The organism is Kaistia granuli DSM 23481 (genome assembly GCF_000380505.1).
In the GTDB taxonomy this organism is placed as follows: domain Bacteria; phylum Pseudomonadota; class Alphaproteobacteria; order Rhizobiales; family Kaistiaceae; genus Kaistia; species Kaistia granuli.
This window is the reverse complement of sequence record NZ_AQYH01000020.1, coordinates 138,228-162,959: the sequence shown is the minus strand read 5'-3', so window position 1 is coordinate 162,959 and position 24,732 is coordinate 138,228. Positions and strand designations below refer to the sequence as shown.

General features: G+C 63.8%; 21 protein-coding genes and 3 tRNA genes. All 24 read right to left on the bottom strand.

Annotated elements, in window-relative coordinates; all coding sequences use genetic code 11:
- Positions 1-17 precede the first annotated feature (17 nt).
- Entirely contained in the window at positions 18-854 is an 837-nt protein-coding gene (locus G342_RS0122355; RefSeq protein ID WP_026304708.1) for a biotin--[acetyl-CoA-carboxylase] ligase, read from the bottom strand.
- 3 nt (positions 855-857) lie between these two features.
- Positions 858-2,297 carry an NADH-quinone oxidoreductase subunit NuoN gene (gene nuoN / locus G342_RS0122350; RefSeq protein ID WP_018185403.1) on the bottom strand — a complete coding sequence of 480 codons (1,440 nt, stop codon included), beginning with the start codon at positions 2,295-2,297 and terminating at the stop codon, positions 858-860.
- A gap of 16 nt (positions 2,298-2,313) precedes the next feature.
- Positions 2,314-3,825, bottom strand: coding sequence for an NADH-quinone oxidoreductase subunit M (locus tag G342_RS0122345; RefSeq protein ID WP_018185402.1), 1,512 nt, complete (start codon positions 3,823-3,825; stop codon positions 2,314-2,316).
- Between the two features lie 10 nt (positions 3,826-3,835).
- Entirely contained in the window at positions 3,836-5,923 is a 2,088-nt protein-coding gene (gene nuoL, locus G342_RS0122340; protein ID WP_018185401.1) for an NADH-quinone oxidoreductase subunit L, read from the bottom strand.
- An 8-nt stretch (positions 5,924-5,931) separates the two neighbouring features.
- A complete protein-coding gene (gene nuoK / locus G342_RS0122335; protein WP_018185400.1) occupies positions 5,932-6,240 on the bottom strand; it encodes an NADH-quinone oxidoreductase subunit NuoK in 309 nt (102 codons plus the stop codon).
- 21 nt (positions 6,241-6,261) lie between these two features.
- The gene (locus G342_RS0122330; protein WP_018185399.1) at positions 6,262-6,870 is read right to left on the bottom strand and encodes an NADH-quinone oxidoreductase subunit J; all 609 of its coding nucleotides are present in this window, start codon (positions 6,868-6,870) and stop codon (positions 6,262-6,264) included.
- A 69-nt stretch (positions 6,871-6,939) separates the two neighbouring features.
- Positions 6,940-7,428, bottom strand: a complete 489-nt coding sequence (gene nuoI, locus G342_RS0122325; RefSeq protein WP_026304707.1) for an NADH-quinone oxidoreductase subunit NuoI — start codon at positions 7,426-7,428, stop codon at positions 6,940-6,942.
- Entirely contained in the window at positions 7,428-8,474 is a 1,047-nt protein-coding gene (gene nuoH, locus G342_RS0122320; RefSeq protein WP_018185397.1) for an NADH-quinone oxidoreductase subunit NuoH, read from the bottom strand. The genes nuoI and nuoH overlap by 1 nt, the downstream gene beginning before the upstream one ends.
- A 7-nt stretch (positions 8,475-8,481) precedes the next feature.
- A complete protein-coding gene (gene nuoG / locus G342_RS0122315) occupies positions 8,482-10,575 on the bottom strand; it encodes an NADH-quinone oxidoreductase subunit NuoG (protein WP_018185396.1) in 2,094 nt (697 codons plus the stop codon).
- Between the two features lie 3 nt (positions 10,576-10,578).
- On the bottom strand, positions 10,579-11,886 hold the full coding sequence (gene nuoF / locus G342_RS0122310) for an NADH-quinone oxidoreductase subunit NuoF (RefSeq protein WP_018185395.1): 1,308 nt from the start codon (positions 11,884-11,886) through the stop codon (positions 10,579-10,581).
- A gap of 11 nt (positions 11,887-11,897) precedes the next feature.
- Positions 11,898-12,746 (bottom strand): NADH-quinone oxidoreductase subunit NuoE, encoded by an 849-nt coding sequence (gene nuoE / locus G342_RS25020; RefSeq protein WP_018185394.1) that lies wholly within the window; start codon positions 12,744-12,746, stop codon positions 11,898-11,900.
- A complete protein-coding gene (locus G342_RS0122300; RefSeq protein ID WP_018185393.1) occupies positions 12,746-13,936 on the bottom strand; it encodes an NADH-quinone oxidoreductase subunit D in 1,191 nt (396 codons plus the stop codon). The genes nuoE and G342_RS0122300 overlap by 1 nt, the downstream gene beginning before the upstream one ends.
- Positions 13,937-13,944: 8 nt before the next feature.
- Positions 13,945-14,574, bottom strand: coding sequence for an NADH-quinone oxidoreductase subunit C (locus tag G342_RS0122295; protein WP_018185392.1), 630 nt, complete (start codon positions 14,572-14,574; stop codon positions 13,945-13,947).
- Positions 14,575-14,583: 9 nt separating this feature from the next.
- Positions 14,584-15,162 (bottom strand): NuoB/complex I 20 kDa subunit family protein, encoded by a 579-nt coding sequence (locus G342_RS0122290; protein WP_026304706.1) that lies wholly within the window; start codon positions 15,160-15,162, stop codon positions 14,584-14,586.
- Complete coding sequence (locus tag G342_RS0122285) at positions 15,153-15,518, bottom strand: NADH-quinone oxidoreductase subunit A (protein WP_018185390.1); 366 nt, start codon at positions 15,516-15,518, stop codon at positions 15,153-15,155. The genes G342_RS0122290 and G342_RS0122285 overlap by 10 nt, the downstream gene beginning before the upstream one ends.
- Positions 15,519-15,964: 446 nt before the next feature.
- Positions 15,965-16,273, bottom strand: coding sequence for a hypothetical protein (locus tag G342_RS0122280; RefSeq protein ID WP_018185389.1), 309 nt, complete (start codon positions 16,271-16,273; stop codon positions 15,965-15,967).
- 584 nt (positions 16,274-16,857) lie between these two features.
- Positions 16,858-16,934 (bottom strand) — tRNA-Asp (locus tag G342_RS0122275).
- Positions 16,935-17,066: 132 nt separating this feature from the next.
- Positions 17,067-17,143: transfer RNA gene (locus tag G342_RS0122270), tRNA-Asp, on the bottom strand.
- Positions 17,144-17,461: 318 nt separating this feature from the next.
- Positions 17,462-17,537, bottom strand: a tRNA-Val gene (locus G342_RS0122265).
- A gap of 146 nt (positions 17,538-17,683) precedes the next feature.
- Entirely contained in the window at positions 17,684-17,959 is a 276-nt protein-coding gene (locus G342_RS0122260) for an HU family DNA-binding protein (RefSeq protein ID WP_018185388.1), read from the bottom strand.
- A gap of 193 nt (positions 17,960-18,152) precedes the next feature.
- The gene (lon, locus tag G342_RS0122255) at positions 18,153-20,585 is read right to left on the bottom strand and encodes an endopeptidase La (protein WP_018185387.1); all 2,433 of its coding nucleotides are present in this window, start codon (positions 20,583-20,585) and stop codon (positions 18,153-18,155) included.
- Positions 20,586-20,934: 349 nt separating this feature from the next.
- Entirely contained in the window at positions 20,935-22,206 is a 1,272-nt protein-coding gene (gene clpX, locus G342_RS0122250; protein ID WP_018185386.1) for an ATP-dependent Clp protease ATP-binding subunit ClpX, read from the bottom strand.
- Between the two features lie 241 nt (positions 22,207-22,447).
- Positions 22,448-23,083 carry an ATP-dependent Clp protease proteolytic subunit gene (locus G342_RS0122245; protein WP_018185385.1) on the bottom strand — a complete coding sequence of 212 codons (636 nt, stop codon included), beginning with the start codon at positions 23,081-23,083 and terminating at the stop codon, positions 22,448-22,450.
- Between the two features lie 293 nt (positions 23,084-23,376).
- Positions 23,377-24,729 (bottom strand): trigger factor, encoded by a 1,353-nt coding sequence (gene tig, locus G342_RS0122240; RefSeq protein WP_018185384.1) that lies wholly within the window; start codon positions 24,727-24,729, stop codon positions 23,377-23,379.
- Positions 24,730-24,732 lie beyond the last annotated feature (3 nt).

The window sequence follows — 24,732 nt, the reverse complement described above, 5'->3', positions numbered from 1 at the left end:
AGCTGCTTTTTTTGCGCTCATTGCCTCGACGTCGCCACTGAACCGAAATGAACCTCGCCGGCGGCAATGGTCCTTATCACACCCTCGGGAGAACGCATGACGAGCCGGCCTTCCTCGTCAATCGTTTCAAATACGCCCGAGAACCGCTGTTCCCCTACCCGCACGACCACGGCTTCGCCGAGGCCCGCGGCCCTGTCGAGCCAGAGCCGGCGGATCGCCTTGAAACCCTGGCCATCATCCCACACCCGCGCCACGCTCGCCCAGGAATCGGAAAGCGCGCGGAACAAATGAGGCGCGTCGATGCCGACGCCGAGCGCTGCAAGCGATGTCGCAGGATATGGCAAGCCTTCCGGCGCGGCGACGACATTTACGCCGATGCCGATCACGACTGCGAGGCGGCCATCCGCGAGCGGTTCCGCCTCGAGCAGGATACCCGCGAGCTTGCCGCCGTCGAGCAGGACGTCGTTCGGCCATTTGAGACGCAAACGATCGCGCCGCCCTGCCTCGCCATGGCCCTCGACGCCATCCAGGCCGATGCGCAGGACCAGGTCCGGCGCGACGGTCCGCAGCGCTTCGTCGAGCGCCAGCCCGGCGGCGAAGCCGAGCGTGGCGGCGATGGCGGGATTGTTGGGGACGACCACCAGCAGGCTGGCCGCGAGATTGCCCACGGGCGTCGCCCATGCGCGGCCTCGGCGGCCCCTGCCCTCGGTCTGCTCCGCCGTGACGAACCAGCAGCGCCCGGGATCCCCCGAACGCGCCGCCGCCAGAGCCTCGGCATTCGTGGACCCTACCGTCTCATAGGATCGGAGACGGTAGAGATTGTCCTCTGCGGCCCGGCCAAGCTTGAACTTCATCAATCAGAAGAAGGTCTTGGCCGCGACGCTCGCCGCCTGGCCGAGCGGGCCGGCGAAGAAGACGAAGAGGATGACGAAGACGCCGGAGAGGCCGAGCACGAAGCGAAGCTCGCCCGGCATGGGCTCGAAGGCACCGGCCGGCTCGTCAAAATACATGATCTTGACGATGCGCAGGTAGTAGTAGGCGCCCACGACGCTCGACAGCACGCCGATCACGGCAAGCACGTAGAGCTGCGCCTCGATCGCCGCCAGGAAGACGTACCACTTCGCAAAGAACCCGGCCAGCGGCGGGATGCCCGCCAGCGAGAACAGGATCATGGCGAAGATGAACGCGATCACCGGATGGGTGCGCGACAGGCCGGCGAGATCGCTGATCTCCTCGACCATCTGACCCTTGCGGCGCATGAACAGGATGACCGCGAAGGCACCGAGCGTCATGGCGACATAGATCGCCATGTAGATGATGATGCCCTGCACGCCCGACTGGTTGCCGGCCGCCAGGCCGACAAGCGCGAAGCCCATATGGCCGATCGACGAATAGGCCATCAGGCGCTTGATGTTGCGCTGACCGATCGCGGCGAAGGCACCGAGGATCATCGAGGCGATCGCGATGAAGGTGATGACCTGCTGCCAGTCGGCGGCGGCCGGGCCGAGCGAGCCGAGCAGAACGCGGACGAACAAGGCGATGGCGGCGGCCTTCGGCGCGGCGGCGAAGAAGGCCGTCACCGGGGTCGGCGCGCCCTCATAGACGTCCGGCGTCCACATGTGGAACGGCACGGCCGAAACCTTGAAGGCGATGCCCGAGATGACGAACACCAGACCGAACACGACGCCGATCGGGATCGGGCCGGTGGCCAGCGTCGAGGCGATGCTTTCGAACTGGGTGTGGCCGGTGAAGCCGTAGATCAGCGACATACCGTAGAGCAGCATGCCCGACGACAGCGCGCCGAGGACGAAGTACTTCAGGCCGGCTTCCGTCGACTTGACGGAATCCCGGTTGCTGGCCGCGACGACATAGAGCGCGAGCGACTGCAGCTCGAGGCCGAGATAGGCGGCGATCAGATCGTTCGCCGAGATCATCAGCAGCATGCCGACGGTGGCGAGCAGGATCAGCACCGGATACTCGAAGCGGGCGATCTTCTCGCGCTTCGAGTAGTTGACCGACATCACGATCGCGAAGCCGGAGCCGATCAGCGCCAGCACCTTCATGAAGCGGGCGAACGGATCGAGCACGAAGGCGCCGCCAAAAGTCACGCCGTCTTCCGCCTTGAACAGCAGGACCAGCCCGGCGACCGCGATGAGCAGCACCGCCAGCGTGGTGACGAGCGGCGTCGAGCGTTCACCGCCAAAGGCGCCGACCATCAGCAGCACCAAGGCGCCGACGGCCAGGACCAGTTCCGGCAGGAATGGCGCGAGGGAGGGAAACGTAGCGAGGTCCATCATGATCTGTCCGTGTTCCTCACTGCGCTGCCAGCGCGAGCTTGCCGGCGGCAGAGAGCGCGGCCTGATAGTTGGTAATCAGATTGTCGACCGCCTGCCCCGTCACATTGAATACGGGCATCGGATAGACGCCAAAGAAGATCGTCAGCACGACCAACGGAACGAGGATCGCAACCTCGCGCCGCGACAGATCGAAGATCGACTTGAGCGACGCCTTGTCGAGCGCGCCGAAGATCACCTTGCGGTAGAGCCACAGAGCGTAGCTGGCTGACAGGATGACACCGGTGGTGGCGAAGGCAGCAACCCAGGTGTTGGCGCGGAAGACGCCGATCAGCACCAGGAACTCGCCGACGAAGCCGCTGGTACCCGGCAGGCCGACATTCGCCATCGTGAAGACGAGGAAGGCGAAGGCGTAGAACGGCATCCGGTTGACCAGGCCGCCATAGGCGGCGATCTCGCGGGTGTGCATCCGGTCGTAGATCACGCCGACACAGAGGAACAGAGCGCCGGAGACGATGCCGTGCGACAGCATCTGGAAGATCGCGCCTTCGACGCCCTGCGGGTTCATCGCGAAGATGCCCATGGTCACGTAGCCCATATGGGCGACCGACGAATAGGCGATCAGCTTCTTCATGTCCTGCTGCATCAGCGCCACCAGCGAGGTGTAGATGATGGCGATGACCGAGAGCGTGTAGATGAAGGGCGCGAAGTCGGCCGAGGCGAGCGGGAACATCGGCAGCGAGAAGCGCAGGAAGCCGTAGCCACCCATCTTCAGCAGCACGCCCGCCAGGATGACGGAGCCGGCCGTCGGCGCCTCGACGTGCGCGTCGGGAAGCCAAGTGTGCACCGGCCACATCGGCATCTTCACCGCGAACGAGGCGAAGAAGGCGATCCAGAGCCAGGTCTGCATCGAGGCAGGGAACTGGAACTGCAGCAGCGTCGGGATGTCCGTGGTGCCGGCCTGGATGTACATCGCCATGATCGCGAGCAGCATCAGCACCGAGCCGAGCAGCGTGTAGAGGAAGAACTTGAATGCCGCATAGACGCGCCGCGTACCGCCCCAGATGCCGATGATCAGGAACATCGGGATCAGGCCGCCTTCGAAGAAGACGTAGAACAGCAGCAGATCGGTGGCGCAGAACACGCCGATCATCAGCGTCTCGAGGATCAGGAACGCCACCATGTATTCGGCGAAGCGCTTCTTCACCGAGTACTTCGACGCGACGATGCAGATCGGCATCAGGAACGTCGTCAGGATGACGAACAGCATCGAGATGCCGTCGACGCCCATCGAGTAGGAGATCTTGCCACCGAGCCAGTCGGTGCGCTCGACGAACTGGAAGCCGGCGCTGGTGTTGTCGAAATCGATCCAGATCAGGAGCGACACCAGGAAGGTGACGATCGTCGTCCAGAGAGCGATCCAGTAGACGTTGCGCCGCGCCGCGGCGTCATCGCCACGGACGAGCAGGATCAGGAGTGCGCCGACCGTTGGCAGGAAGGTAACGGTCGAGAGGATCGGCCAGTCAGTCATCTAAAACCCCTCAACCCGCGAACATCATCCACGTGACCAGCGCAGCGACGCCGATCAGCATGGCAAAGGCATAGTGGTACACGTAGCCGGACTGCAGCCGGACAACCCGGTTGGTGACGTCGACGACGCGCGCCGAGATACCGTCAGGCCCGAAACCGTCGATCAGCCAGCCGTCGCCCTTCTTCCAGAGGAAGCGGCCGAGCCACTTGGCGGGACGCACGAACAGGAAGTCGTACAACTCGTCGAAGTACCACTTGTTGAGCAGGAAGCGGTACAGCAGCGGGTGCTCGGCGGCCAGGCGCTTCGGCGTCTCGGGCGACCGGATGTAGAAGTAGTAGGCCAGCAACAGGCCAATCACCATCATGATGAACGGCGAGTACTTCACGAGAGCCGGCACACCATGCATCTCGTGCAGGATGTGGTTGTCCGGACCGGTGAACAACGCACCCTTCCAGAACTCGTTGTAGCCCTCGCCGATGAACCAGTTCGAGAAGACAATGCCCGCGAACAGCGCGCCGATCGACAGCACGTAGAGCGGGATCGTCATGACCGGCGGCGATTCATGCACGTGGCTCATCACTTCCTCGGAAGCGCGCGGCTTGCCGTGGAAGGTCATGAACACGAGGCGCCAGGAGTAGAACGACGTCATCAGGGCAGCGGCGACGACCATGAAGAAGGCGTAGCCCGAGAAGGCGTTGTGGCCGACGAAAGCGCTCTCGATGATCGCGTCCTTCGAATAATAGCCTGCCGTCAGCGGGAAGCCGGTCAGCGCCAGCGTGCCGATCATCATGGTCCAGTAGGTGACCGGGATCTTCTTGCGAAGGCCGCCCATCTTGCGCATGTCCTGCTCGCCCGAGACGGCATGGATCACCGAGCCGGCGCCGAGGAACAGCAGGGCCTTGAAGAAGGCGTGCGTGAAGAGATGGAACACGCCCGCGCCATAGGCACCGACGCCGAGCGCGACAAACATGTAGCCGAGCTGCGAACAGGTCGAATAGGCGATGACGCGCTTGATGTCGTTCTGCACCAGGCCGACGGTGGCGGCGAAGAACGCCGTCGTCGCGCCGAAGAAGGTGACGACAGTGAGCGCAGTCGGCGCCAGCTCGAACAGCGGCGACATGCGGGCGACCATGAACACGCCGGCCGTCACCATGGTGGCGGCATGGATCAGCGCGGAGACCGGGGTCGGGCCCTCCATCGCGTCCGGCAGCCAGGTGTGCAGCAGGAACTGCGCCGACTTGCCCATCGCACCGATGAACAGGAGGATGCAGATCACCGTCAGCGCATCGAGGTCCCACGACAGGAAATGGATCGTCTGGCCGGCGACGCTGCCGGTATTGGCGAAGATCGTGTCGAAATCGACCGAGCCGAACATCACGAAGATCGCGAAAATGCCGAGCGCGAAGCCGAAGTCACCGACGCGGTTGACGACGAAGGCCTTGATGGCCGCGGCGTTGGCGGCCGGACGCTTGAACCAGAAACCGATCAGCAGGTACGAGGCGAGACCGACGCCCTCCCAGCCGAAGAACATCTGGAACAGATTGTCCGACGTCACCAGCATCAGCATGGCGAAGGTGAAGAGCGAAAGGTAGGCGAAGAAGCGCGGGCGGTGCTCGTCGTGGCTCATGTAGCCGATCGAGTAGACGTGCACGAGCGACGACACCGAGGTGACGACGACCAGCATCATCGCGGTCAGCGTGTCGATGCGCAGCGCCCAATCGAAGGACAGCGTGCCCGAGGCAACCCAAGGCAGCACCTTGACCCGGACAGTCTCGCCTTCCGGCGAGCCGATCGTCAGGAAGGCAACCCACGACAGGACGGCCGAGACCAGCAGCAGGCCGGTGGTAATGAGCTCGGCCGGACGGGAGCCCGGCGCCGCGGCGTGATGGCCGTGGCCGTCGTGACCATGGTCGTCATGGCCATGGTCGTCATGGCCGTGATCATCATGGCCGTGGTGGCCATGCGCGTGATCATCATGCGCGTCGGCGAAGCTCTCCTTCGGCGCACCGACCATGGCGGCGGAGTAGCTGCCGCGCAGAGCAATGATGCCGGCGAGGATGGCGCCGAGAAGAGGGAGGAAGACGATGGCTGAATACATAGCAGGCCTCAGCCCTTCATCATGTTGATGTCTTCGACCGCAATCGACCCGCGGTTTCGGAAGAAGACGACGAGGATGGCAAGTCCGATCGCAGCCTCAGCGGCCGCCACCGTCAGCACGAGCAGCGCGAAGATCTGGCCGACCAGATCCCCGAGGAAGGACGAGAAGGTCACCAGGTTGAGGTTGACCGCAAGCAGGATCAACTCGACCGACATCAGGATGACGATGACGTTCTTCCGGTTGAGGAAGATGCCGAAGACGCCGATCGTGAACAGGATCGCCGCGACCGTCAGATAGTGGGAGAGACCGATTACCATGGTGTTTTCCTCGTCTCTCGCTCAGATGCCCTTGCCGGGCTCGACGGAGTGCAGATCAACCTTCTGCGTCCGCCCAACCTGCTCGGCGATGTTCTGCCGCTTGACCCGCGGCTTGTGGCGCAGCGTCAGCACGATCGCGCCGATCATCGCCACCAGCAGCACGAAGCCGGCGGTCTGGAAGAAGAAGATGTAGTCGGTATAGAGCAGCCGACCGATCGCTTCCGTGTTGGTGACCTTGGTCATGTCCGGAATGGCCTGGACGGGATTGGCGAGCACTTCGGGCGCGAAGGCCCAGCCGCTCAGCACGATCACCAGCTCCGCCAGCAACACGACGCCGATCAGCGCGCCGATCGGCAGATACTGCAGGAAGCCCTGCCGCAGCTCGGCGAAGTCGACGTCGAGCATCATGACGACGAACAGGAACAGGACCGCCACCGCGCCGACATAGACGACCACCAGCATCATCGCCAGGAACTCCGCGCCGAGCATCACGAAGAGGCCGGCCGCGTTGAAAAAGGCGAGGATGAGGAAGAGCACCGAGTGCACGGGATTGCGCGACGAGATCACCATGAGCGCCGAGGCGATGGTGATGCCCGAGAACAGATAGAAAATGATGGTATGCAGGATCATGATCCGTGCCCTTGGACAGCGCGGCGCACCGCGGCATCCCTCCCAAATTGCGTCGGAACCACTCCCTACCTAGCGGTAAGGCGCGTCCATGCTGATATTCTGCGCGATCTCGCGCTCCCACCGGTCGCCGTTGGCGAGAAGCTTTTCCTTGTCGTAGTAGAGCTCCTCGCGCGTCTCCGTCGCGAATTCGAAGTTCGGCCCCTCGACAATGGCGTCAACCGGGCACGCTTCCTGGCAGAAGCCGCAATAGATGCACTTCACCATATCGATGTCGTAGCGCGTCGTGCGGCGGGTACCATCGTTCCGGCGCGGGCCGGCTTCGATGGTGATGGCCTGGGCGGGGCAGATCGCCTCGCACAGCTTGCAGGCGATGCAGCGCTCTTCCCCGTTCGGGTAGCGGCGGAGCGCATGCTCGCCACGGAAGCGCGGGCTGACGGCGCCCTTCTCGAACGGGTAGTTCACGGTCTTCTTCGGGGCAAAGAAATAGCGCATCGCGAGGAAGAAGGCGGACACGAACTCCGCGAGGAAGATCGACTTGGCGGTCTGGTCGAGGCGCATCACGGTGCCCATCCCATGGTCTGCAGAACGGCGGCCACCAGCACGACCATGCCAAGCGAGATCGGCAGGAAGACCTTCCAGCCCAGCCGCATCAGCTGGTCGTAGCGGTAGCGCGGAACGATGGCCTTCGCCATGGCGAACATGAAGAACACCATCGACGCCTTGAGGACGAACCAGACGATGCCCGGCACCCAGTTGAAGGGTGCGATATCGACCGGCGGCAACCAGCCCCCGAGGAACAGGATCGTCGTCATCGCGCACATCAGGCAGATCGACGCGTACTCGCCGAGCATGAACATCATGTACGGCGTCGAGCCATATTCCGACATGAAGCCGGCGACCAGCTCGGACTCCGCTTCGACGAGGTCGAAGGGCGGGCGATTGGTTTCCGCCAGAGCCGAGATGAAGAAGATGACGAACATCGGCAGCAGGGCGAGCCAGTACCAGTCCAGGAAGCTGCCCGGCAGGCCGAGCTTGGTTCCCAGACCCGTCTGCTGCGACACGACGATGTCGGTCAGGTTCAGCGAACCGACGCAGAGCAGGACGGTGACGATCACGAAGCCGATCGAGACTTCATAGGAGACCATCTGGGCGGCGGCGCGCAGCGACGACAGGAACGGGTACTTCGAGTTCGAAGCCCAGCCGCCCATGATGACGCCGTAGACGCCGAGCGACGAGATCGCCAGCAGATAGAGCACGCCGACATTCAGGTTGGCGATCACCCAGCCCGCATTGAACGGGATCACGGCCCAGCCGGCGAGCGCCAGCGTCACGGTGACAAGCGGCGCCAGCAGGAAGATGCCCTTGTTGGCACCCGACGGAATGATCGGCTCCTTCAACACGAACTTGAGCAGATCGGCGAAGGACTGGAACAGGCCGAAGGCACCGACGACGTTGGGGCCGCGGCGCATCTGCACGGCCGCCCAGATCTTGCGGTCGGCGAGCAGGACGTAGGCGATGAAGACCAGCAGCAGCACGAGCACCAGCAGGCTCTGGCCCACCATGATCGCGCCGGGGATGAGGTAGTTTTCGACGAAGCCGTTCATTCCCGCCTCACTCCGCAGCAGCGGCAAGCTGGCCAGCCGCGAGCGCAGAGCATTCCGCCATGGTGGCCGAGGCGCGTGCGATCGGGTTGGTCAGGTAGAAATCATGGATCGGATTGGCGAAGGCCGCCTTGCCGAGCGAGCCGCCTGCCGAAGCCAGGGCGGCGACATCGGTGATGCCGGCGGGTCGAACGCTGTCGACGGCGGCAAGATGCGGATGCGCGCCGTAGAGCCCCTTCCGCAATTCACCGAGTGAATCGAACGGCAGCCGGTGACCGAGCACGTCGGAAAGGGCACGAAGGATCGCCCAGTCCTCGCGAGCATCGCCGGGCGGGAACGCGGCCCGGTTGGCGACCTGAACGCGGCCCTCGGTGTTGACGAAGGTGCCCGACTTCTCGGTATAGGCGGCGGCCGGCAGGATGACGTCGGCGCGGTGCGCGCCGGCGTCGCCATGGGTGCCGATGTAGACGACGAAGGCGGAGCCGAGCCGGTTGGTGTCGATCTCGTCTGCGCCGAGCAGGAAGAGCACGTCGAGGGCACCCTGCCCTGCGGCGTCCAGCATGCCTGCAACGTCGAGGCCGCCCTCGCCCGGCACGAAGCCGATGTCGAGCGCGCCGACGCGCGAGGCGGCGGTGTGCAGCACGGCGAGGCCGTTCCAGCCCTCGTCGCGTCCGGGCGCCGAGGCGATCTTCGCCGCGGCGGCGAGCACGGCCTTGCCGTCCTCGCGGGCGAGAGCGCCCTGCCCGACGATGACGATCGGCCGCTTGGCATTGGCCAGGATCTCGCCGAACGCGCCCTTGCCGGCAACGATTTCGGCCAGCGTCTCGGGACCGGCGCCCAGATAGTCGTGCGGGTAGGTCAGGTCGACCGATTCACCGACGACGCCGATCTTGACGCCGCCAGCCCGCCACCGCTTGCGGATGCGGGCATTGACGAGCGACGCTTCCTTGCGCGGGTTCGAGCCCACGATGAGGATGGCGTCGGCCTGCTCGATGCCGGCGATGGTCGGGTTGAAGAGGTAGCTGGCGCGGCCGAGCGACGGATCGAGCGCGGCGCCGTCCTGGCGCGCGTCGAGATTGGTCGAACCGAGCGACCCGATCAGCGCCTTGAGCGCATAGATTTCCTCGACGGCGGCGAGATCACCGGAGATGGCGCCGATCTTCGAGCCGCTGGTGGCCTTGACCTTGCCAGCGATCGCCGCGAAGGCCTCGCCCCACGACACGGACTTCAGACGACCATCGACGCGCAGATACGGGCGATCGAGGCGCTGCGTGCGCAGGCCGTCCCAGATGAAGCGCGTCTTGTCGGAGATCCACTCCTCGTTGACGGCCTCGTTGAGGCGGGGCAGCACGCGCATGACTTCGCGGCCGCGCACGTCGACGCGGATGTTCGAACCGACGGCGTCCATGACGTCGATCGACTCGGTCTTGACCAGTTCCCATGGACGGGCCTGGAAGGCATAGGGCTTCGAGGTCAGCGCGCCGACCGGGCAAAGGTCGATGACGTTGCCCTGCAGCTCGGAAGACAGCGCCTTCTCGAGATAGGTGGTGATCTCGGCATCCTCGCCGCGACCGATCAGGCCCAGCTCGGAGATGCCCGCGACTTCCGTCGTGAAGCGGACGCAACGCGTGCAATGGATGCAGCGGTTCATCGACGTCTTCACCAGCGGGCCGATGTGCTTGTCTTCGACGGCGCGCTTGTTCTCGGCGAAGCGATTCTTGTCGACGCCATAGGCCATCGCCTGGTCCTGCAGATCGCACTCGCCGCCCTGATCGCAGATCGGGCAATCCAGCGGGTGGTTGATCAGCAGGAATTCCATCACGCCTTCGCGTGCCTTCTTCACCATCGGCGACTTGGTGAGCATGACCGGCGGTTCGCCGTTCGGGCCCGGACGCAGGTCGCGCACGTTCATGGCGCAGGAGGCCGTCGGCTTCGGCGGGCCGCCCTTCACCTCGACGAGGCACATGCGGCAATTGCCGGCGATCGACAGCCGCTCGTGGAAGCAGAAACGCGGCACCTCGGCGCCCGCGGCCTCCGCCGCCTGCAGCAGCGTGTACTCCGGCGGAACGTCGACTTCGATGCCGTCAACGATGATCTTGGCCATGGTTTACTCCGCCGCTTCCATCATCTGCCGTTCGACCGGCTTCGGATTGCGGGAATAGAGGTCGATGCGCTCCTCGATCTCGTGCCGGAAATGCCGGATCAGGCCCTGGATGGGCCATGCGGCGGCATCGCCGAGCGCACAGATCGTGTGGCCTTCGACCTGGGTCGTGACCTGCAGCAGCATGTCGATTTCACGCTTTTCGGCTTCGCCGCGCGACATCCGCTCCAGCACGCGCCACATCCAGCCCGTGCCCTCGCGGCACGGCGTGCACTGGCCGCAGCTCTCATGCTTGAAGAAGTAGGCGATGCGCGTGATGGCGCGGACGACGTCGGTCGACTTGTCCATCACGAGCACGCCGGCCGTGCCGAAGCTCGACTTCACCGCACGGGTGCCGTCGAAGTCCATGATCAGGTCTTCGCACTGATCGGCCGGGATGATCGGGCAGGATGCGCCACCGGGGATGATCGCCTTGAGATTGTCCCAGCCACCGCGAATGCCGCCGCCATGCTTCTCGATCAACTCCTTGAACGGGATGCCCATCGCCTCTTCGACGATGCAGGGCGTGTTCACATGGCCGGAAATGCCGAACAGCTTGGTGCCGACATTGTTCGGACGGCCGATCGACGAGAACCAGCTCGGACCACGACGCAGGATGGTCGGGGCGACGGCGATACTCTCGACGTTGTTGACCGTCGTCGGGCAGCCATAGAGGCCGACATTCGCCGGGAAAGGCGGCTTCAAGCGCGGTTGGCCCTTCTTGCCTTCCAGGCTTTCGAGCAGGGCCGTCTCTTCGCCGCAGATATAGGCGCCGGCGCCATGCGCGACATAGACGTCCATGTCCCAGCCATGCACGTTGTTCTTGCCGATCAGGCGCGCTTCATACGCCTGGTCGATCGCCGCCTGCAGATGCTCGCGCTCGCGGATGAACTCGCCGCGAACATAGATGTAGGCAGCGTGGGCGCCCATCGCGAAACCGGCGATCAGGCAGCCTTCGACGAGGTGATGCGGGTCATGCCGCAGGATCTCGCGATCCTTGCAGGTGCCGGGTTCCGACTCGTCGGCGTTAACGACGAGATAGTGCGGACGGCCGTCGTTCTGCTTGGGCATGAACGACCATTTCAGGCCGGTCGGAAAACCGGCGCCGCCGCGGCCGCGCAGGCCCGAGGCCTTCATCTGGTCGACGATCCAGTCGCGACCGGCCTCGAGAATGGTCTTCGTGCCATCCCACGAGCCGCGCTTCAGCGCGCCCTGGAGGCCCCAGTCGTGGTGGCCGTAGATATTCGTGAAGATGCGGTCTTTGTCCGAAAGCATCGTCCGCCCCTCTACTCTTTCTTGCCAGCGTCCGGCCGGACCGCGGGGTCCGAGGCCGGCACGTTCTGCTTGACCTGATTGGGAACCTTTTCCTTGTCCGCCTCGGCCTGCGCCTTGACAGCGGGGGCGGCAGGCGTCTCGGCAGGCTTGGGCTCGGCGGCGGCGCGGGCAGCTTCCTCGGCGGCCGCGGCGCGGGCGGCGATCGCCTCGCGCGCTGCCTGGAGGCCGACGCCCTGCCCGACCATCGAGCCGTCATAGAGTTCCGGCGACGTCAGCGCCTTGAAGCCGCCGACCGGTGCCGAATGATGGCGATCGATCTGCGGGCCCGGCTTGATCGGCCGACCTGCCTCGATGTCGTCGAGGAGCTTGCCGAGGCTCTCCACCGTCAGGTCTTCATAGGTATCCGGCACGATCTGCGCCATCGGAGCGTTCACGCAGGCGCCGAGGCACTCGACCTCTTCCCACGACAGCATGCCATCGGCGGAGGGGTGGAACGGCTCCGGGTGGATGCGTTCGCGGCAGAGATCGATCAGCTTGTTGGCGCCGCGCAGCATGCATGGCGTCGTGCCGCAGACCTGGATATGCGCCTTCTTGCCGACCGGGGCGAGCAGGAACATCGTGTAGAAGGTCGCGACCTCGAGCACGCGGATATAGGGCATGTCGAGGAACTCGCCGACCCAACGGATCGCGGGCTCGGAAACCCAGCCCTGCTGTTCCTGGATGCGCCAGAGAATGGAGATCACGGCCGAAGCCTGCTTCCCTTCCGGGAACTTCGTGATCTGCTTCTCGGCCCAGGCCAGGTTCTCCGGCGTGAAGACGAAGCTTTCCGGCTGTTCGGATGCGAGACGACGAACGGACATCAGCGGTCAACCTCTCCGAACACGATATCGATGGAACCGAGGATCGCGGAGACGTCGGCCAGCATGTGGCCCCGGCACAGGAAGTCCATCGACTGGAGATGCGCGAAACCGGGTGCGCGGATCTTGCAGCGATACGGCTTGTTCGACCCGTCCGCCACCAGATAGACGCCGAACTCGCCCTTCGGCGCCTCGACGGCCGCGTAAACCTCGCCGGCGGGCACGTGATAGCCCTCGGTGTAGAGCTTGAAATGATGGATGAGCGCTTCCATCGAGCGCTTCATCTCGCCCCGCTTCGGCGGCACGATCTTGTTGTCGGTGTAGGAGACCGGACCGGTCTTCTCCGTCGTCAGCAGGCGCTGCACGCACTGCTTCATGATGCGGATCGACTGGCGCATCTCGGCCATGCGGACGAGATAGCGATCGTAGTTGTCGCCGTGAACACCGACGGGAATGTCGAATTCGAGCTGCGAATAGCACTCGTAGGGCTGCGAACGGCGGAGATCCCAGGCGGCGCCGGCGCTGCGCACCATGACGCCCGAATAGCCCCACTTCCACGCCTCTTCCTGCGTGACGACGCCGATATCGACGTTGCGCTGCTTGAAGATGCGGTTGCCGGTCACGAGGCGATCGAGATCGTCGAGACGCTTTTCGTGATGGTCGCAGAAATAGCCGATGTCGCGGATCAGCTGCTCGGGCAGGTCCTGGTGGACGCCGCCGGGGCGGACATAGGCCGCATGCATGCGGGAGCCAGAAGCGCGCTCATAGAAGATCATGAGCGACTCGCGTTCCTCGAAGCCCCAGACCGGCGGCGTCAGCGCGCCGCAGTCCAACGCCCAGGTCGTCACATTGAGGATGTGCGACAGGATACGACCGATCTCGGAGTAGAGGACGCGGATCAGCTGGCCGCGGATCGGCACATCGATGCCGAGCATCTTCTCGACCGCGAGCGCGAAGGCATGCTCCTGGTTCATCGGCGCGACATAGTCGAGACGATCGAAATAGGGCACGGCCTGGAGATAGGTCTTCGACTCGATCAGCTTCTCGGTGCCGCGATGCAGCAGGCCGACATGCGGATCGACGCGGTCGACGATTTCACCGTCGAGCTCGAGCACCAGACGCAGCACGCCGTGCGCGGACGGGTGTTCCGGGCCGAAGTTGATATTGAATGGACGAACCTGGGCTTCTGCCATCTCGTGCCTCAGCTCGACTTTTGTTCGGTCTTGGGGGCGTCGGCGGCCTTCTCGTCGCCCGGCAGCACGTAGTCGGTGCCTTCCCATGGCGACAGGAAGTCGAAGTCGCGGAATTCCTGCGTCAGACGCACGGGCTCATAGACGACGCGCTTCTGCTGGTCGTCGTAGCGAACCTCGACATAGCCGGTCAGCGGGAAGTCCTTGCGCAGCGGATGCCCCTCGAAACCGTAATCGGTGAGCAGACGGCGCAGGTCCGGATGGCCGACGAAGAGGATGCCGTACATGTCGTAGGCTTCGCGCTCGAACCAACCGGCGCCGGGAAGGATCGACGTGATCGACGGCACCGGCGTGACGTCGTCGGTCTCGAGCTTGAGACGGATACGGAGGTTCCGCGTCGGGCTCAGCAGGTGATAGACGACATCGAAGCGCAGCTCGCGCTGCGGGTAATCGACACCGCAGACATCTATGAGGCTGATGAAGCCGGTGTTCGGATCGCTGGCGAGCCAGGCAACCAGATCGGCGATCGATTCCAGCCGAACGGTGACGTTCAGTTCGCCATAGGCGACTTCCCAGCCGACTACATCCGCGCCGCGATGGCCGGCAATGTAGTCCCCGAGCTGATTGAGGGTCTCTTCCATGCTGTGCCTTCAGCGCTCGATGGTGCCGGTGCGGCGGATCTTCTTCTGCAGCAGCAGAACGCCGTAGAGCAGCGCTTCCGCCGTCGGCGGGCACCCCGGGACATAGATGTCGACCGGGACGACGCGATCGCAGCCCCTCACCACGGAATAGGAATAGTGATAGTAGCCGCCGCCATTGGCGCAGCTGCCCATCGAGATGACGTAGCGGGGCTCCGGCATCTGGTCGTAGACCTTGCGGAGCGCGGGGGCCATCTTGTTGGTCAGCGTGCCGGCGACGATCATCACGTCGGACTGGCGCGGCGAGGCGCGCGGCGCGAAGCCGAAGCGCTCGGCGTCATAGCGCGGCATCGCGACCTGCATCATCTCGACGGCGCAGCAGGCGAGGCCGAACTGCATCCACATCAAGGAGCCGGTACGGGCCCAGGTGATCAGGTCCGAAGTGGCGGCGACAAAGAAACCCTTGTCGGCCAGCTCGTTATTGACCTCCATGAAGAAGGGGTCGGAGTGCCCAATCGGCCGGCCCGACGCATCCACAAGCCCCTTCGGCCGCTCTGCGACCTGGGTGCCGGAGGTTCCGCTCAATCCCATTCGAGCGCTCCCTTCTTCCATTCATAGATGAAGCCGATGGTCAGAACGGCCAGGAAAATCATCATCGACCAGAAACCGTACCAGCCGAGGTCGCCGAACACGACGGCCCAGGGGAAGAGAAACGCGACTTCGAGATCGAAGATGATGAACAGGATCGCGACGAGGTAGAACCGCACGTCAAACTTCATGCGCGCATCATCGAAGGCGTTGAAACCGCACTCATAGGCGGAAAGCTTCTCGGGATCCGGATTGCGGTAGGCGACCAGGAAGGGCGAGATCAACAGCGCAAGCCCGATGACCAGAGCAATCCCGAGGAACACGAGGATCGGCAGGTATTCGCGCAACAGGTCTTCCATGGTCCGGCTCCGTTGCTCCATCATTCGCAGCCGCGCCGCCGCGCTACGATGGTGCGGCGCAAAATGGCCGCCAAGCGTTTCACTCGACTAAGATATCGGCCGGCCGTGAAAACACGGCGATCCGCCAGGGCGGCGGTCGAAACATGAGGCGAGGCTTAGCGGAGGCGAACAGGCGTGGCAAGCCCCGAGCCAAGCGCCGAATAGCGCGGCTACGCCCCGAAAACGCCAATCACGGCGGGAAACGGGCAAAAATTAGAACTGGAAGAATGAAAGCAATTTGCTGTGCGGCGAGATGTCCCGTCGAAACGGGCCAAAGTCCCCGGCCCGCCTCGGAAAACGAGAATCCTCGGACCCGGAATAAATTCACAGGAAAATGGGGGCGAATCGCCCCCACTGCAGGTGCTAGGTGCCGCCGGGCCAGCCCCCCGCGGCGCCGCCGGCGGCCGCTAGCGAGCGCCGGAGGCTTGATTCTTCAGCATGCCGACAATCGCCGTCAGGATGGCGCCACCAGCACCGCCACCGACCACGTCGGTGATGATCTTGCCGAGATCCATGCCAGCCATCGCCGCGCCGGCATCGGGAGCGCCGCCGCCCATCACGGCCTGCAGGATCTGCCCGAGAATGAGGCCGCCAATGCCGCCTGCAATGGAGTTGCCGGTCGTTCCGAGGCTTTTTTCCTTGAGCGCCGAACCCGCCGCGTTTCCACCAATCAGGCCGGCAACCACCTGAATGATCAGAGGCAGTAGAGTCTCCATAAGAACCTCCTGAAAGGACGACCGACCGCGAATCATTCGTGACCGACGCCAGCAGTCAGAGGATAAACTTATCACACGGACCGATCTAATCTTTCTGTCGCTGCGCCGCAGCAACAGTATTCGGCCCGGAACGACGGTCCCGACGGACACAACACGGACGTTCAACCTGAGGGAGCCTTGCCGACGGGCGGCATGCCCCCGGGGGTAGCGGGTGGTGGTGACGGATCGGAGCGCGATACGGCAGCGCGAACCGGGGCGGCGCCAGGGCCATAGAGACGTCCGGCTGGGATCTCCGGCACCCTACCCCCAGCGACGCCGGCCAGGCGGCACCCTCAATGGCAGCCTGAAGGGCCCAGGACGGCCCAGGAGGCCGACAGGCTGCTCAAGCGCCATATACAACCCTGCCGCCGTCCGCACCGCCAGGGAGGCCCCTGAGAGGCGCGCCTGGAGCAGCGCTTAGCCAACCGGACACGAAACCACAGGCCGCGCGCCTCGTCGAACTGCGCGAGCCTGGACGACGCGCATCGAGTGATGGCGAGGGCGCCTAAGGCGCCCCAACTACAAATGTGTATTCTGGGAAAAAATGGCGGGAGTGACGGGGCTCGAACCCGCGACCTCCGGCGTGACAGGCCGGCGCTCTAACCAACTGAGCTACACCCCCGCGGGTGTCCCTTTCGGGCGATGCCGCATGAAGCCGCATCGTGCTTGCGTACCGGCGAACCGACAAGTCGGCATATCGCTGCGGTGCGCGGTTCCATGCAGTTCGTGACAAGGTCACCTGCATGGGAAAGAATGGCGGGAGTGACGGGGCTCGAACCCGCGACCTCCGGCGTGACAGGCCGGCGCTCTAACCAACTGAGCTACACCCCCGCTGGGGTCCTCTTTCGAGGCCGTCGCAGCTCTTCGCCGCGTCGTGTTGAGCGCTGAAGTACGGTACCGCCCTATCCAAGTCAAGCACGCGATCCGGTGCCATTGTGGAAAACCGAACTTGCCGCCGGGGATGCGCCGATCTCCCGCAAATCCCTCCCCTTCCTGCATCCGACATCGCAATCGACTAGCCGTGTAGGCGCTGAGACCACAGCCGGCAAAGAGCCAGCGCAGACGCGAGGAAGCAAGTTTCAGGGATTGGCGTGCAGGGAGACTGGAGAAGCGCTGGCGGCCCGTGGGCGGCCTTGCGCGACGGCAGGATGGTGGGCGGTGAGAGACTCGAACTCCCGACATCCTCGGTGTAAACGAGGCGCTCTACCAACTGAGCTAACCGCCCGGAGAATCTTCCGGCGCCGAGACGTGTAGGCGAAAGTCGCCCCGTCTTTCAAGGCCCTAAGCGCGTCGTCCACGACACGGACAAAATAAAACGGCCTCGCGCCGTTGAGCGCAAGGCCGTCGAAACCCAACAAGCCTGATGATGGCTTAGTTGACGGCGTCCTTCAGGCCCTTGCCGGCCTTGAACTTCGGCGTCTTGGAAGCGGCGATCTGGATCGTCTCGCCGGTACGCGGATTACGGCCCTCGCTGGCGGCGCGGGCAGCTACGCTGAAATTACCAAAACCGATGATCTTGACTTCGTCACCCGACTTCAGGGCAGCCGTGATCACGTCGAACGTTGCGTCGACAGCCTCGGCAGCGGCGGCCTTGGACATGCCGGTACGCTCGGCGACGGCAGCGATGAGATCGTTCTTGTTAGCCATGGATGATCCTTTCTCAGGTCTTGAGCCGGGACGATTCGCATGACCCGACCGAGCGCGAGAAATCACTGAAAATAGCGCTGATGGCAAGAGAAACTGGCAGGATTCTGCGCTTTTGGCTGATAATTCAGCGAATTTCGATACAAAAACGCCCGCCAGTGCGGCGGGCGTTCGATTTTTCGCGGGATTCTGCCCCTTAGTGAGCCGTCAGAGCCGCCGCAGCCTCGTCCTCGGCAGCGGCCGATTTATCGACCACGACCTTGCTTTCGTCCCATGTGATGGGCTCCGGCTTGCGAACCAGAGCATGGGCTAGCACGTCGTCCATCCGGGCGACCGGAATGATCTCGAGGCCGTTCTTCACGTTGTCCGGGATCTCGGCGAGATCCTTCGCATTGTCCTCGGGAATCATCACCGTCTTGATCCCGGCGCGCAGCGCCGCGAGCAGCTTCTCCTTCAGACCGCCGATCGGCAACACGCGACCCCGCAGCGTGATCTCGCCCGTCATGGCGACATCCTTGCGGACCGCGATGCCCGTCATCGTCGAGACGATCGCCGTCACCATCGCGATACCGGCCGACGGGCCATCCTTGGGCGTCGCGCCTTCCGGCACGTGCACGTGGATGTCGCGCCGGTCGAACAGCGGCGGCTCGATGCCGAAATCAACCGCGCGGGAGCGGACATAGGACGCCGCCGCCGAGATCGATTCCTTCATCACGTCCCGCAGATTGCCGGTGACGGTCATGCGGCCCTTGCCGGGCATCATGACGCCTTCGATGGTCAGGATCTCGCCGCCGACTTCCGTCCAGGCGAGACCCGTCACGACACCGACCTGGTCCTCGAGCTCGGCCTCGCCATAGCGATAGTGCGGCACACCGAGATACTCCTCGACGACCTTCTCGTCGACGACGACCGACTTCACCTTCTTGAGCAGGATGTCTTTGACCGCCTTGCGGGCCAACGTGGCCAACTCGCGCTCGAGACTCCGGACGCCGGCTTCCCGCGTGTAGCGACGGATGACAAAACGCAGTGCCTCGTCGTCCAGCGAGAACTCCTTGTCGTTCAGGCCGTGGTTCTTCACGACCTTCGGCAGAAGGTGGTTGCGGGCGATGGCGAGCTTCTCATCCTCGGTGTATCCGGCGATCCGGATGATCTCCATACGGTCCATCAACGGGCCGGGGATGTTCAGCGTGTTCGCCGTCGTCACGAACATCACGTTCGACAGGTCGTAATCGACCTCGAGGTAATGATCGTTGAACGTGCTGTTCTGTTCCGGATCCAGCACCTCGAGCAGCGCCGACGACGGATCGCCACGGAAGTCCTGGCCCATCTTGTCGATCTCGTCGAGCAGGAAGAGCGGGTTGGACTTCTTCGCCTTCTTCATCGACTGGATGACCTTGCCGGGCATCGAGCCGATATAGGTGCGCCGGTGGCCACGGATCTCGGCCTCGTCGCGCACGCCGCCGAGCGACATGCGGACATATTCACGGCCGGTCGCCTTGGCGATCGAACGGGCGAGCGAGGTCTTGCCGACGCCCGGAGGGCCGACGAGGCAGAGAATCGGCCCCTTCAGCGTGTTGGCGCGGCTCTGCACGGCCAGATACTCGATGATCCGGTCCTTGACCTTGTCCAGGCTGTAGTGATCGGCATCGAGCACCTCCTGCGCGAAACGCAGGTCGTGCTTGACCTTGGAGCGCTTGCCCCACGGAATGCCGAGCAGCCAATCGAGATAGTTGCGGACCACCGTCGCCTCAGCCGACATCGGCGACATCTGGCGCAGCTTCTTCAGCTCGCCCATCGCCTTCTCGTTGGCTTCCTTCGACAGCTTGGTCTTGGCGATGCGCTCCTCGAGTTCGGCGAGTTCGTCCTTGCCGTCCTCCTGGTCGCCCAGTTCCTTCTGGATCGCCTTCATCTGCTCGTTGAGGTAGTACTCGCGCTGCGTCTTCTCCATCTGCCGCTTGACGCGGGAGCGGATGCGCTTCTCCACCTGCAGGACGGAGATCTCGCTCTCCATCAGGCCGAGCACGCGCTCCAGACGACCGGCGACGGTCGGCAGTGCGAGGATCGCCTGCTTCTCGGGGATCTTGATGGCGAGGTGCGAGGCGACCGTGTCGGCGAGCTTCGAATAGTCGTCGATCTGCGTCACCGCGCCGACGACCTCGGGCGAGACCTTCTTGTTGAGCTTCACATAGTTCTCGAACTCAGTGACGACCGAGCGCGACAGCGCCTCGACCTCGACCTTGTCGCCGAAATCATCGTCCAGGACGCTGGCATAGGCCTCGTAATAGGCCTCGTGGTCGGTGTAGCGCTGGATCTCGGCGCGCGCGATGCCCTCGACCAGAACCTTGACGGTTCCGTCCGGCAGCTTCAGGAGCTGGAGAACGCTCGCGAGCGTGCCGACCGGGAAGATCGCTTCCGGAGCCGGATCGTCGTCGCTGGCATTCTGCTGGGTCGCCAGGAGAATTTGCTTGTCCGCCCGCATCACCTCTTCCAGCGCACGGATGGATTTCTCTCGCCCGACAAACAGCGGCACGATCATGTGCGGGAATACGACGATGTCACGCAGCGGCAGAACCGGATAGAGTTCGTCGCCTGCTTCGAGGCCGATCGAACGCTTGGTATCAGCTGTCATGAGGCATTCCTTTCGAACCGTTCCGGCCCGGATTGGCACCGTACGGCTTGGGAGATGAACCAACGGCAAGAGGGGAGACGGCCGGTGGATCGACTCAGGGGTCTGAACGTCTTCCGACGCGTTGACCATTAGGTGGCGTCGCACCATCGGGGTGTCAAGTTGTACACCGCACTGCAATCAGGCTCTTGCCGGGAGTTTTTGCCGAAGCCGCCGCTTCCGCCGGCCCGTCAGGCCGAAACGGCGCCGCGTCGGGGCAATCGATCTGCGAACCGGCGATGCCGCACCTGTCGCAGACACAAAAACGGCGGGGACATGCCCCGCCGCTTGAACTTTGTCGCTGCCCTCACCCTCAGGCGCTGGTGTTGGCAACCGCCTCATCCTGGCGTTCCGCATAGATGTAGAGCGGACGGGCCGAACCGTCGACGACCTCGGCCGAGATGACGACTTCCTGCACGCCGTCGAGGCCGGGCAGGTCGAACATCGTCTCGAGCAGGATCGCTTCCATGATCGAGCGCAGGCCGCGGGCGCCGGTCTTGCGCTCGATGGCCTTCTTGGCGATGGCCGAGAGCGCGTCCGGGTGGAACGTCAGCTCGACATTCTCCATCTCGAACAGGCGCTGATACTGCTTGACCAGAGCGTTCTTCGGCTCGGTCAGGATCGTGATCAGCGCCGGCTCGTCGAGATCCTCGAGCGTCGCCAGCACCGGCAGACGGCCGACGAATTCCGGGATCAGGCCGAACTTCAGAAGATCCTCGGGCTCGACATTACGGAACAGCTCACCGGTGCGACGATCTTCCGGCGCCGAGACGCGGGCGGCGAAGCCGATCGAGGTCGACCGTCCGCGATCCGAGATGATCTTCTCGAGTCCCGCGAAGGCGCCGCCACAGATGAACAGGATGTTCGTCGTGTCGACCTGCAGGAACTCCTGCTGCGGGTGCTTGCGGCCACCCTGCGGCGGCACGGAGGCAACCGTGCCCTCCATGATCTTCAGCAGGGCCTGCTGCACGCCCTCACCCGACACATCGCGGGTGATCGACGGGTTGTCGGACTTGCGGGAGATCTTGTCGACCTCGTCGATGTAGACGATGCCGCGCTGCGCCCGCTCGACATTGTAGTCGGCCGACTGCAGCAGCTTCAGGATGATGTTCTCGACATCCTCGCCGACATAGCCGGCTTCGGTGAGCGTCGTCGCATCCGCCATGGTGAAGGGCACGTCGAGGATGCGGGCCAGCGTCTGCGCGAGCAGCGTCTTGCCGCAACCGGTCGGGCCGATCAGCAGGATGTTGGACTTGGCCAGCTCGACGTCGTTGTTCTTCGCCGCGTGGTTCAGCCGCTTGTAATGGTTGTGAACGGCGACCGAGAGCACGCGCTTGGCGTGACGCTGGCCGATCACATAGTCGTCGAGGACAGCGCAAATCTCGAGCGGCGTCGGGACGCCGTCGCGCGATTTCACCAGCGAGGACTTCGATTCCTCGCGAATGATGTCCATGCAGAGCTCGACGCATTCATCGCAGATGAATACGGTCGGGCCTGCGATCAGCTTGCGCACCTCATGCTGGCTCTTGCCGCAAAACGAGCAATAGAGCGTATTCTTGGTGTCGCTTCCGCTGACTTTGCTCATCCGTCTACCTCGCTGTCGTTCAGGCTCGGGACCTCCAAACGACTTATTCGATGTCTCGTCCGGCTCGATGTCGGTCTGACCGGCGATCGAAAATTCGGACCCTGATGCCCCTGCCGACGGACGCAATCCGAGGAGTGCAATCCAATCATGCTATGCGCGACATGATCAATATATACTTAATGTCGCGGTCGGCTGCCGTACAGCCGACCCAGCTTCGGGAGCGTTATCCGGAACGAAGCGATCAGTCCTTCTTGATCGCTTCGAGGGCCTCGCGGCTCGTCAGGACCTGATCGATCAGGCCGAACTCGACGGCCTTCTCGGCAACCATGAAGTTGTCGCGCTCGAGCGCGTCTTCAACGGTCTTCATGTCCTGGCCGGTATGGTGCACGTAGATCTCATTGAGCCGCTTGCGCAGGCTCTCGACTTCGCGCGCATGGATCAGGATGTCGGTCACCTGGCCCTGATAGCCGCCCGAAGGCTGATGCACCATGACGCGGGCGTTCGGCAGCGCGAAGCGCATGCCCTTCTCGCCGGCCGTCAGCAGCAGCGAGCCCATCGAGGCAGCCTGGCCGACGCAGAGCGTCGAAACGGCAGGCCGGATGAACTGCATCGTGTCATAGATCGCCATACCCGACGAGACGACACCGCCCGGCGAGTTGATGTACATCGCGATCTCTTTCTTCGGGTTCTCGGCCTCGAGAAAGAGAAGCTGGGCGGTGATCAGCGTCGCCATATAGTCCTCGACAGGACCCGTGACGAAGATGATCCGCTCCTTCAGCAGACGCGAATAAATGTCGTAGGCACGCTCGCCGCGATTGGTCTGCTCGACCACCATCGGCACCAGCGTGTTCATATAGAGGTCGATAGGATCCTTCATGATCTTCCTTCGGCGCAGTGGACTGCCACGATTACCTGAGATGCCCCGGCCCGACCTCACTCGGAACGACCGATTCCCGGGGCACGAAGGCCCATACATATGGTACGCCGTCTGCGTTCGAAAGGGGTGGCGGCAAGCCCTTTCGCAGATCGTCATCCCGGCCAGGCCAGGATCCATCGGTTTGGTAGTGCCTTAGCCGTTCCGCCGGCGTGCCCGATGCCCCGGCCTGCGCCGGGACATCGGTTGTCAGTTCGGACGGGTTTCGGCCCGTCAGGAAAGCGCGCGGAGGCCGATCAGGCCTTCGCTTCTTCCTCGTCGTCCTTCATCAGCTCTTCGCGAGAAACCGGCTTGTCGGTGATCTCCGCGAGGCCGAGCAGGTAGTCGACGACCTTCTCCTCGAAGATCGGCGCGCGCAGGCTGGCCAGCGCGTCCGGATTCTCGCGGTAGAAGTCGTAGACCTGCTTTTCCTGGCCGGGGAACTGGCGGATCCGGTCGACGAGAGCGCGCTGCACTTCCTCGTCGGTGACCTGGATCGAGTTCTTCTCGCCGATTTCCGAGAGGACGAGACCGAGGCGCACGCGGCGCTCGGCGATCTTGCGGTAGTCAGCCTTGGCGGCTTCTTCCGTCGTGTCCTCGTCGGCAAAGCTGCGGCCCGAACGCTGCAGATCCTGGGTGACCTGGTTCCAGACGTTCTGGAACTCCTGCTCAACCATCGTCGGCGGCAGCTCGAAGGCATGCTTCTCGTCGAGCTTGTCGAGCAGCTGGCGCTTGACCTTGGTGCGGGTCGCGGCGCCGAGCTGGTTCTCGAGCTGCTGGCGCATCGTCGCCTTCAGTTCGTCGAGCGATTCGATGCCGAACTTCTTGGCCCACTCGTCGTCGATCGCCGCTTCGACCGGAGCCGAAACTTCCTTGACGACGACGTCGAAGGTGGCGGCCTTGCCGGCGAGCTGAGCCGCGCCATACGCCTCGGGGAAGGTCACGTTCAGGACGCGCTCTTCACCGGCCTTGGCGCCAGCGAGCTGCTCTTCGAAGCCGGGGATGAACCGGCCCGAGCCGAGCGTGACGAAGGCGTTGTCGTCGGCACCGCCGTCGAACGGCACACCGTCGATCTTGCCGAGGTAGGAAATGGTCAGACGGTCGCCATCGGCAGCCGCGCCATCCTTGGGCTGGAACTCAGCCGAATCGCGCGCCAGCCGCTTGAGCTCGGTCTCGACTTCCTCGTCGGAGACTTCTGCAACCGGACGCTCGATCTTGATGCCGTTGAGCTCGCCGACTTCGAACTTCGGCAGAACTTCGTAGGACATCGTGTAGGCGAGATCCTTCTTGCCATCGAGCACCTGGCCGGCGTCGGCCTCGTCCTCGGGAAGCTCGAAGCTCGGCTGCAGGGCTGCACGCTCGCCGCGCTCTTCAAGCGTCTTGCGGGCGTTCTCGTTCAGGATGTTCTGAACGATCTCAGCCATGGCCGACTTGCCGTAGATCCGGCGCAGATGCGCAACCGGCACTTTGCCTGGACGGAAGCCCTTGAGCTGGACCTGGCCCTTCATCTCTTCCAGACGCGCCGAAAGGCGGCTGTCGAGCTCGGTCGCCGGTACCACGATCTTGAGTTCACGCTTCAGCCCCTCTGAGAGGGTCTCGGTCACCTGCATGTT

Coding starts and splice junctions, on each gene's coding strand:
- lon (WP_018185387.1), bottom strand. CDS start 20,585: ATGACAGCTGATACCAAGCGTTCGATCGGCCTCGAAGCAGGCGACGAA.
- G342_RS0122300 (WP_018185393.1), bottom strand. CDS start 13,936: ATGGCAGAAGCCCAGGTTCGTCCATTCAATATCAACTTCGGCCCGGAA.
- nuoG (WP_018185396.1), bottom strand. CDS start 10,575: ATGGCCAAGATCATCGTTGACGGCATCGAAGTCGACGTTCCGCCGGAG.
- nuoL (WP_018185401.1), bottom strand. CDS start 5,923: ATGTATTCAGCCATCGTCTTCCTCCCTCTTCTCGGCGCCATCCTCGCC.
- nuoK (WP_018185400.1), bottom strand. CDS start 6,240: ATGGTAATCGGTCTCTCCCACTATCTGACGGTCGCGGCGATCCTGTTC.
- tig (WP_018185384.1), bottom strand. CDS start 24,729: ATGCAGGTGACCGAGACCCTCTCAGAGGGGCTGAAGCGTGAACTCAAG.
- G342_RS0122330 (WP_018185399.1), bottom strand. CDS start 6,870: ATGATCCTGCATACCATCATTTTCTATCTGTTCTCGGGCATCACCATC.
- nuoE (WP_018185394.1), bottom strand. CDS start 12,746: ATGTCCGTTCGTCGTCTCGCATCCGAACAGCCGGAAAGCTTCGTCTTC.
- G342_RS0122290 (WP_026304706.1), bottom strand. CDS start 15,162: ATGGGATTGAGCGGAACCTCCGGCACCCAGGTCGCAGAGCGGCCGAAG.
- G342_RS0122285 (WP_018185390.1), bottom strand. CDS start 15,518: ATGGAAGACCTGTTGCGCGAATACCTGCCGATCCTCGTGTTCCTCGGG.
- nuoI (WP_026304707.1), bottom strand. CDS start 7,428: ATGCGCCTCGACCAGACCGCCAAGTCGATCTTCCTCGCGGAGTTCGTG.
- G342_RS0122280 (WP_018185389.1), bottom strand. CDS start 16,273: ATGGAGACTCTACTGCCTCTGATCATTCAGGTGGTTGCCGGCCTGATT.
- clpX (WP_018185386.1), bottom strand. CDS start 22,206: ATGAGCAAAGTCAGCGGAAGCGACACCAAGAATACGCTCTATTGCTCG.
- G342_RS0122245 (WP_018185385.1), bottom strand. CDS start 23,083: ATGAAGGATCCTATCGACCTCTATATGAACACGCTGGTGCCGATGGTG.
- G342_RS0122295 (WP_018185392.1), bottom strand. CDS start 14,574: ATGGAAGAGACCCTCAATCAGCTCGGGGACTACATTGCCGGCCATCGC.
- G342_RS0122260 (WP_018185388.1), bottom strand. CDS start 17,959: ATGGCTAACAAGAACGATCTCATCGCTGCCGTCGCCGAGCGTACCGGC.
- nuoN (WP_018185403.1), bottom strand. CDS start 2,297: ATGATGGACCTCGCTACGTTTCCCTCCCTCGCGCCATTCCTGCCGGAA.
- nuoH (WP_018185397.1), bottom strand. CDS start 8,474: ATGAACGGCTTCGTCGAAAACTACCTCATCCCCGGCGCGATCATGGTG.
- G342_RS0122345 (WP_018185402.1), bottom strand. CDS start 3,825: ATGACTGACTGGCCGATCCTCTCGACCGTTACCTTCCTGCCAACGGTC.
- nuoF (WP_018185395.1), bottom strand. CDS start 11,886: ATGCTTTCGGACAAAGACCGCATCTTCACGAATATCTACGGCCACCAC.
- G342_RS0122355 (WP_026304708.1), bottom strand. CDS start 854: ATGAAGTTCAAGCTTGGCCGGGCCGCAGAGGACAATCTCTACCGTCTC.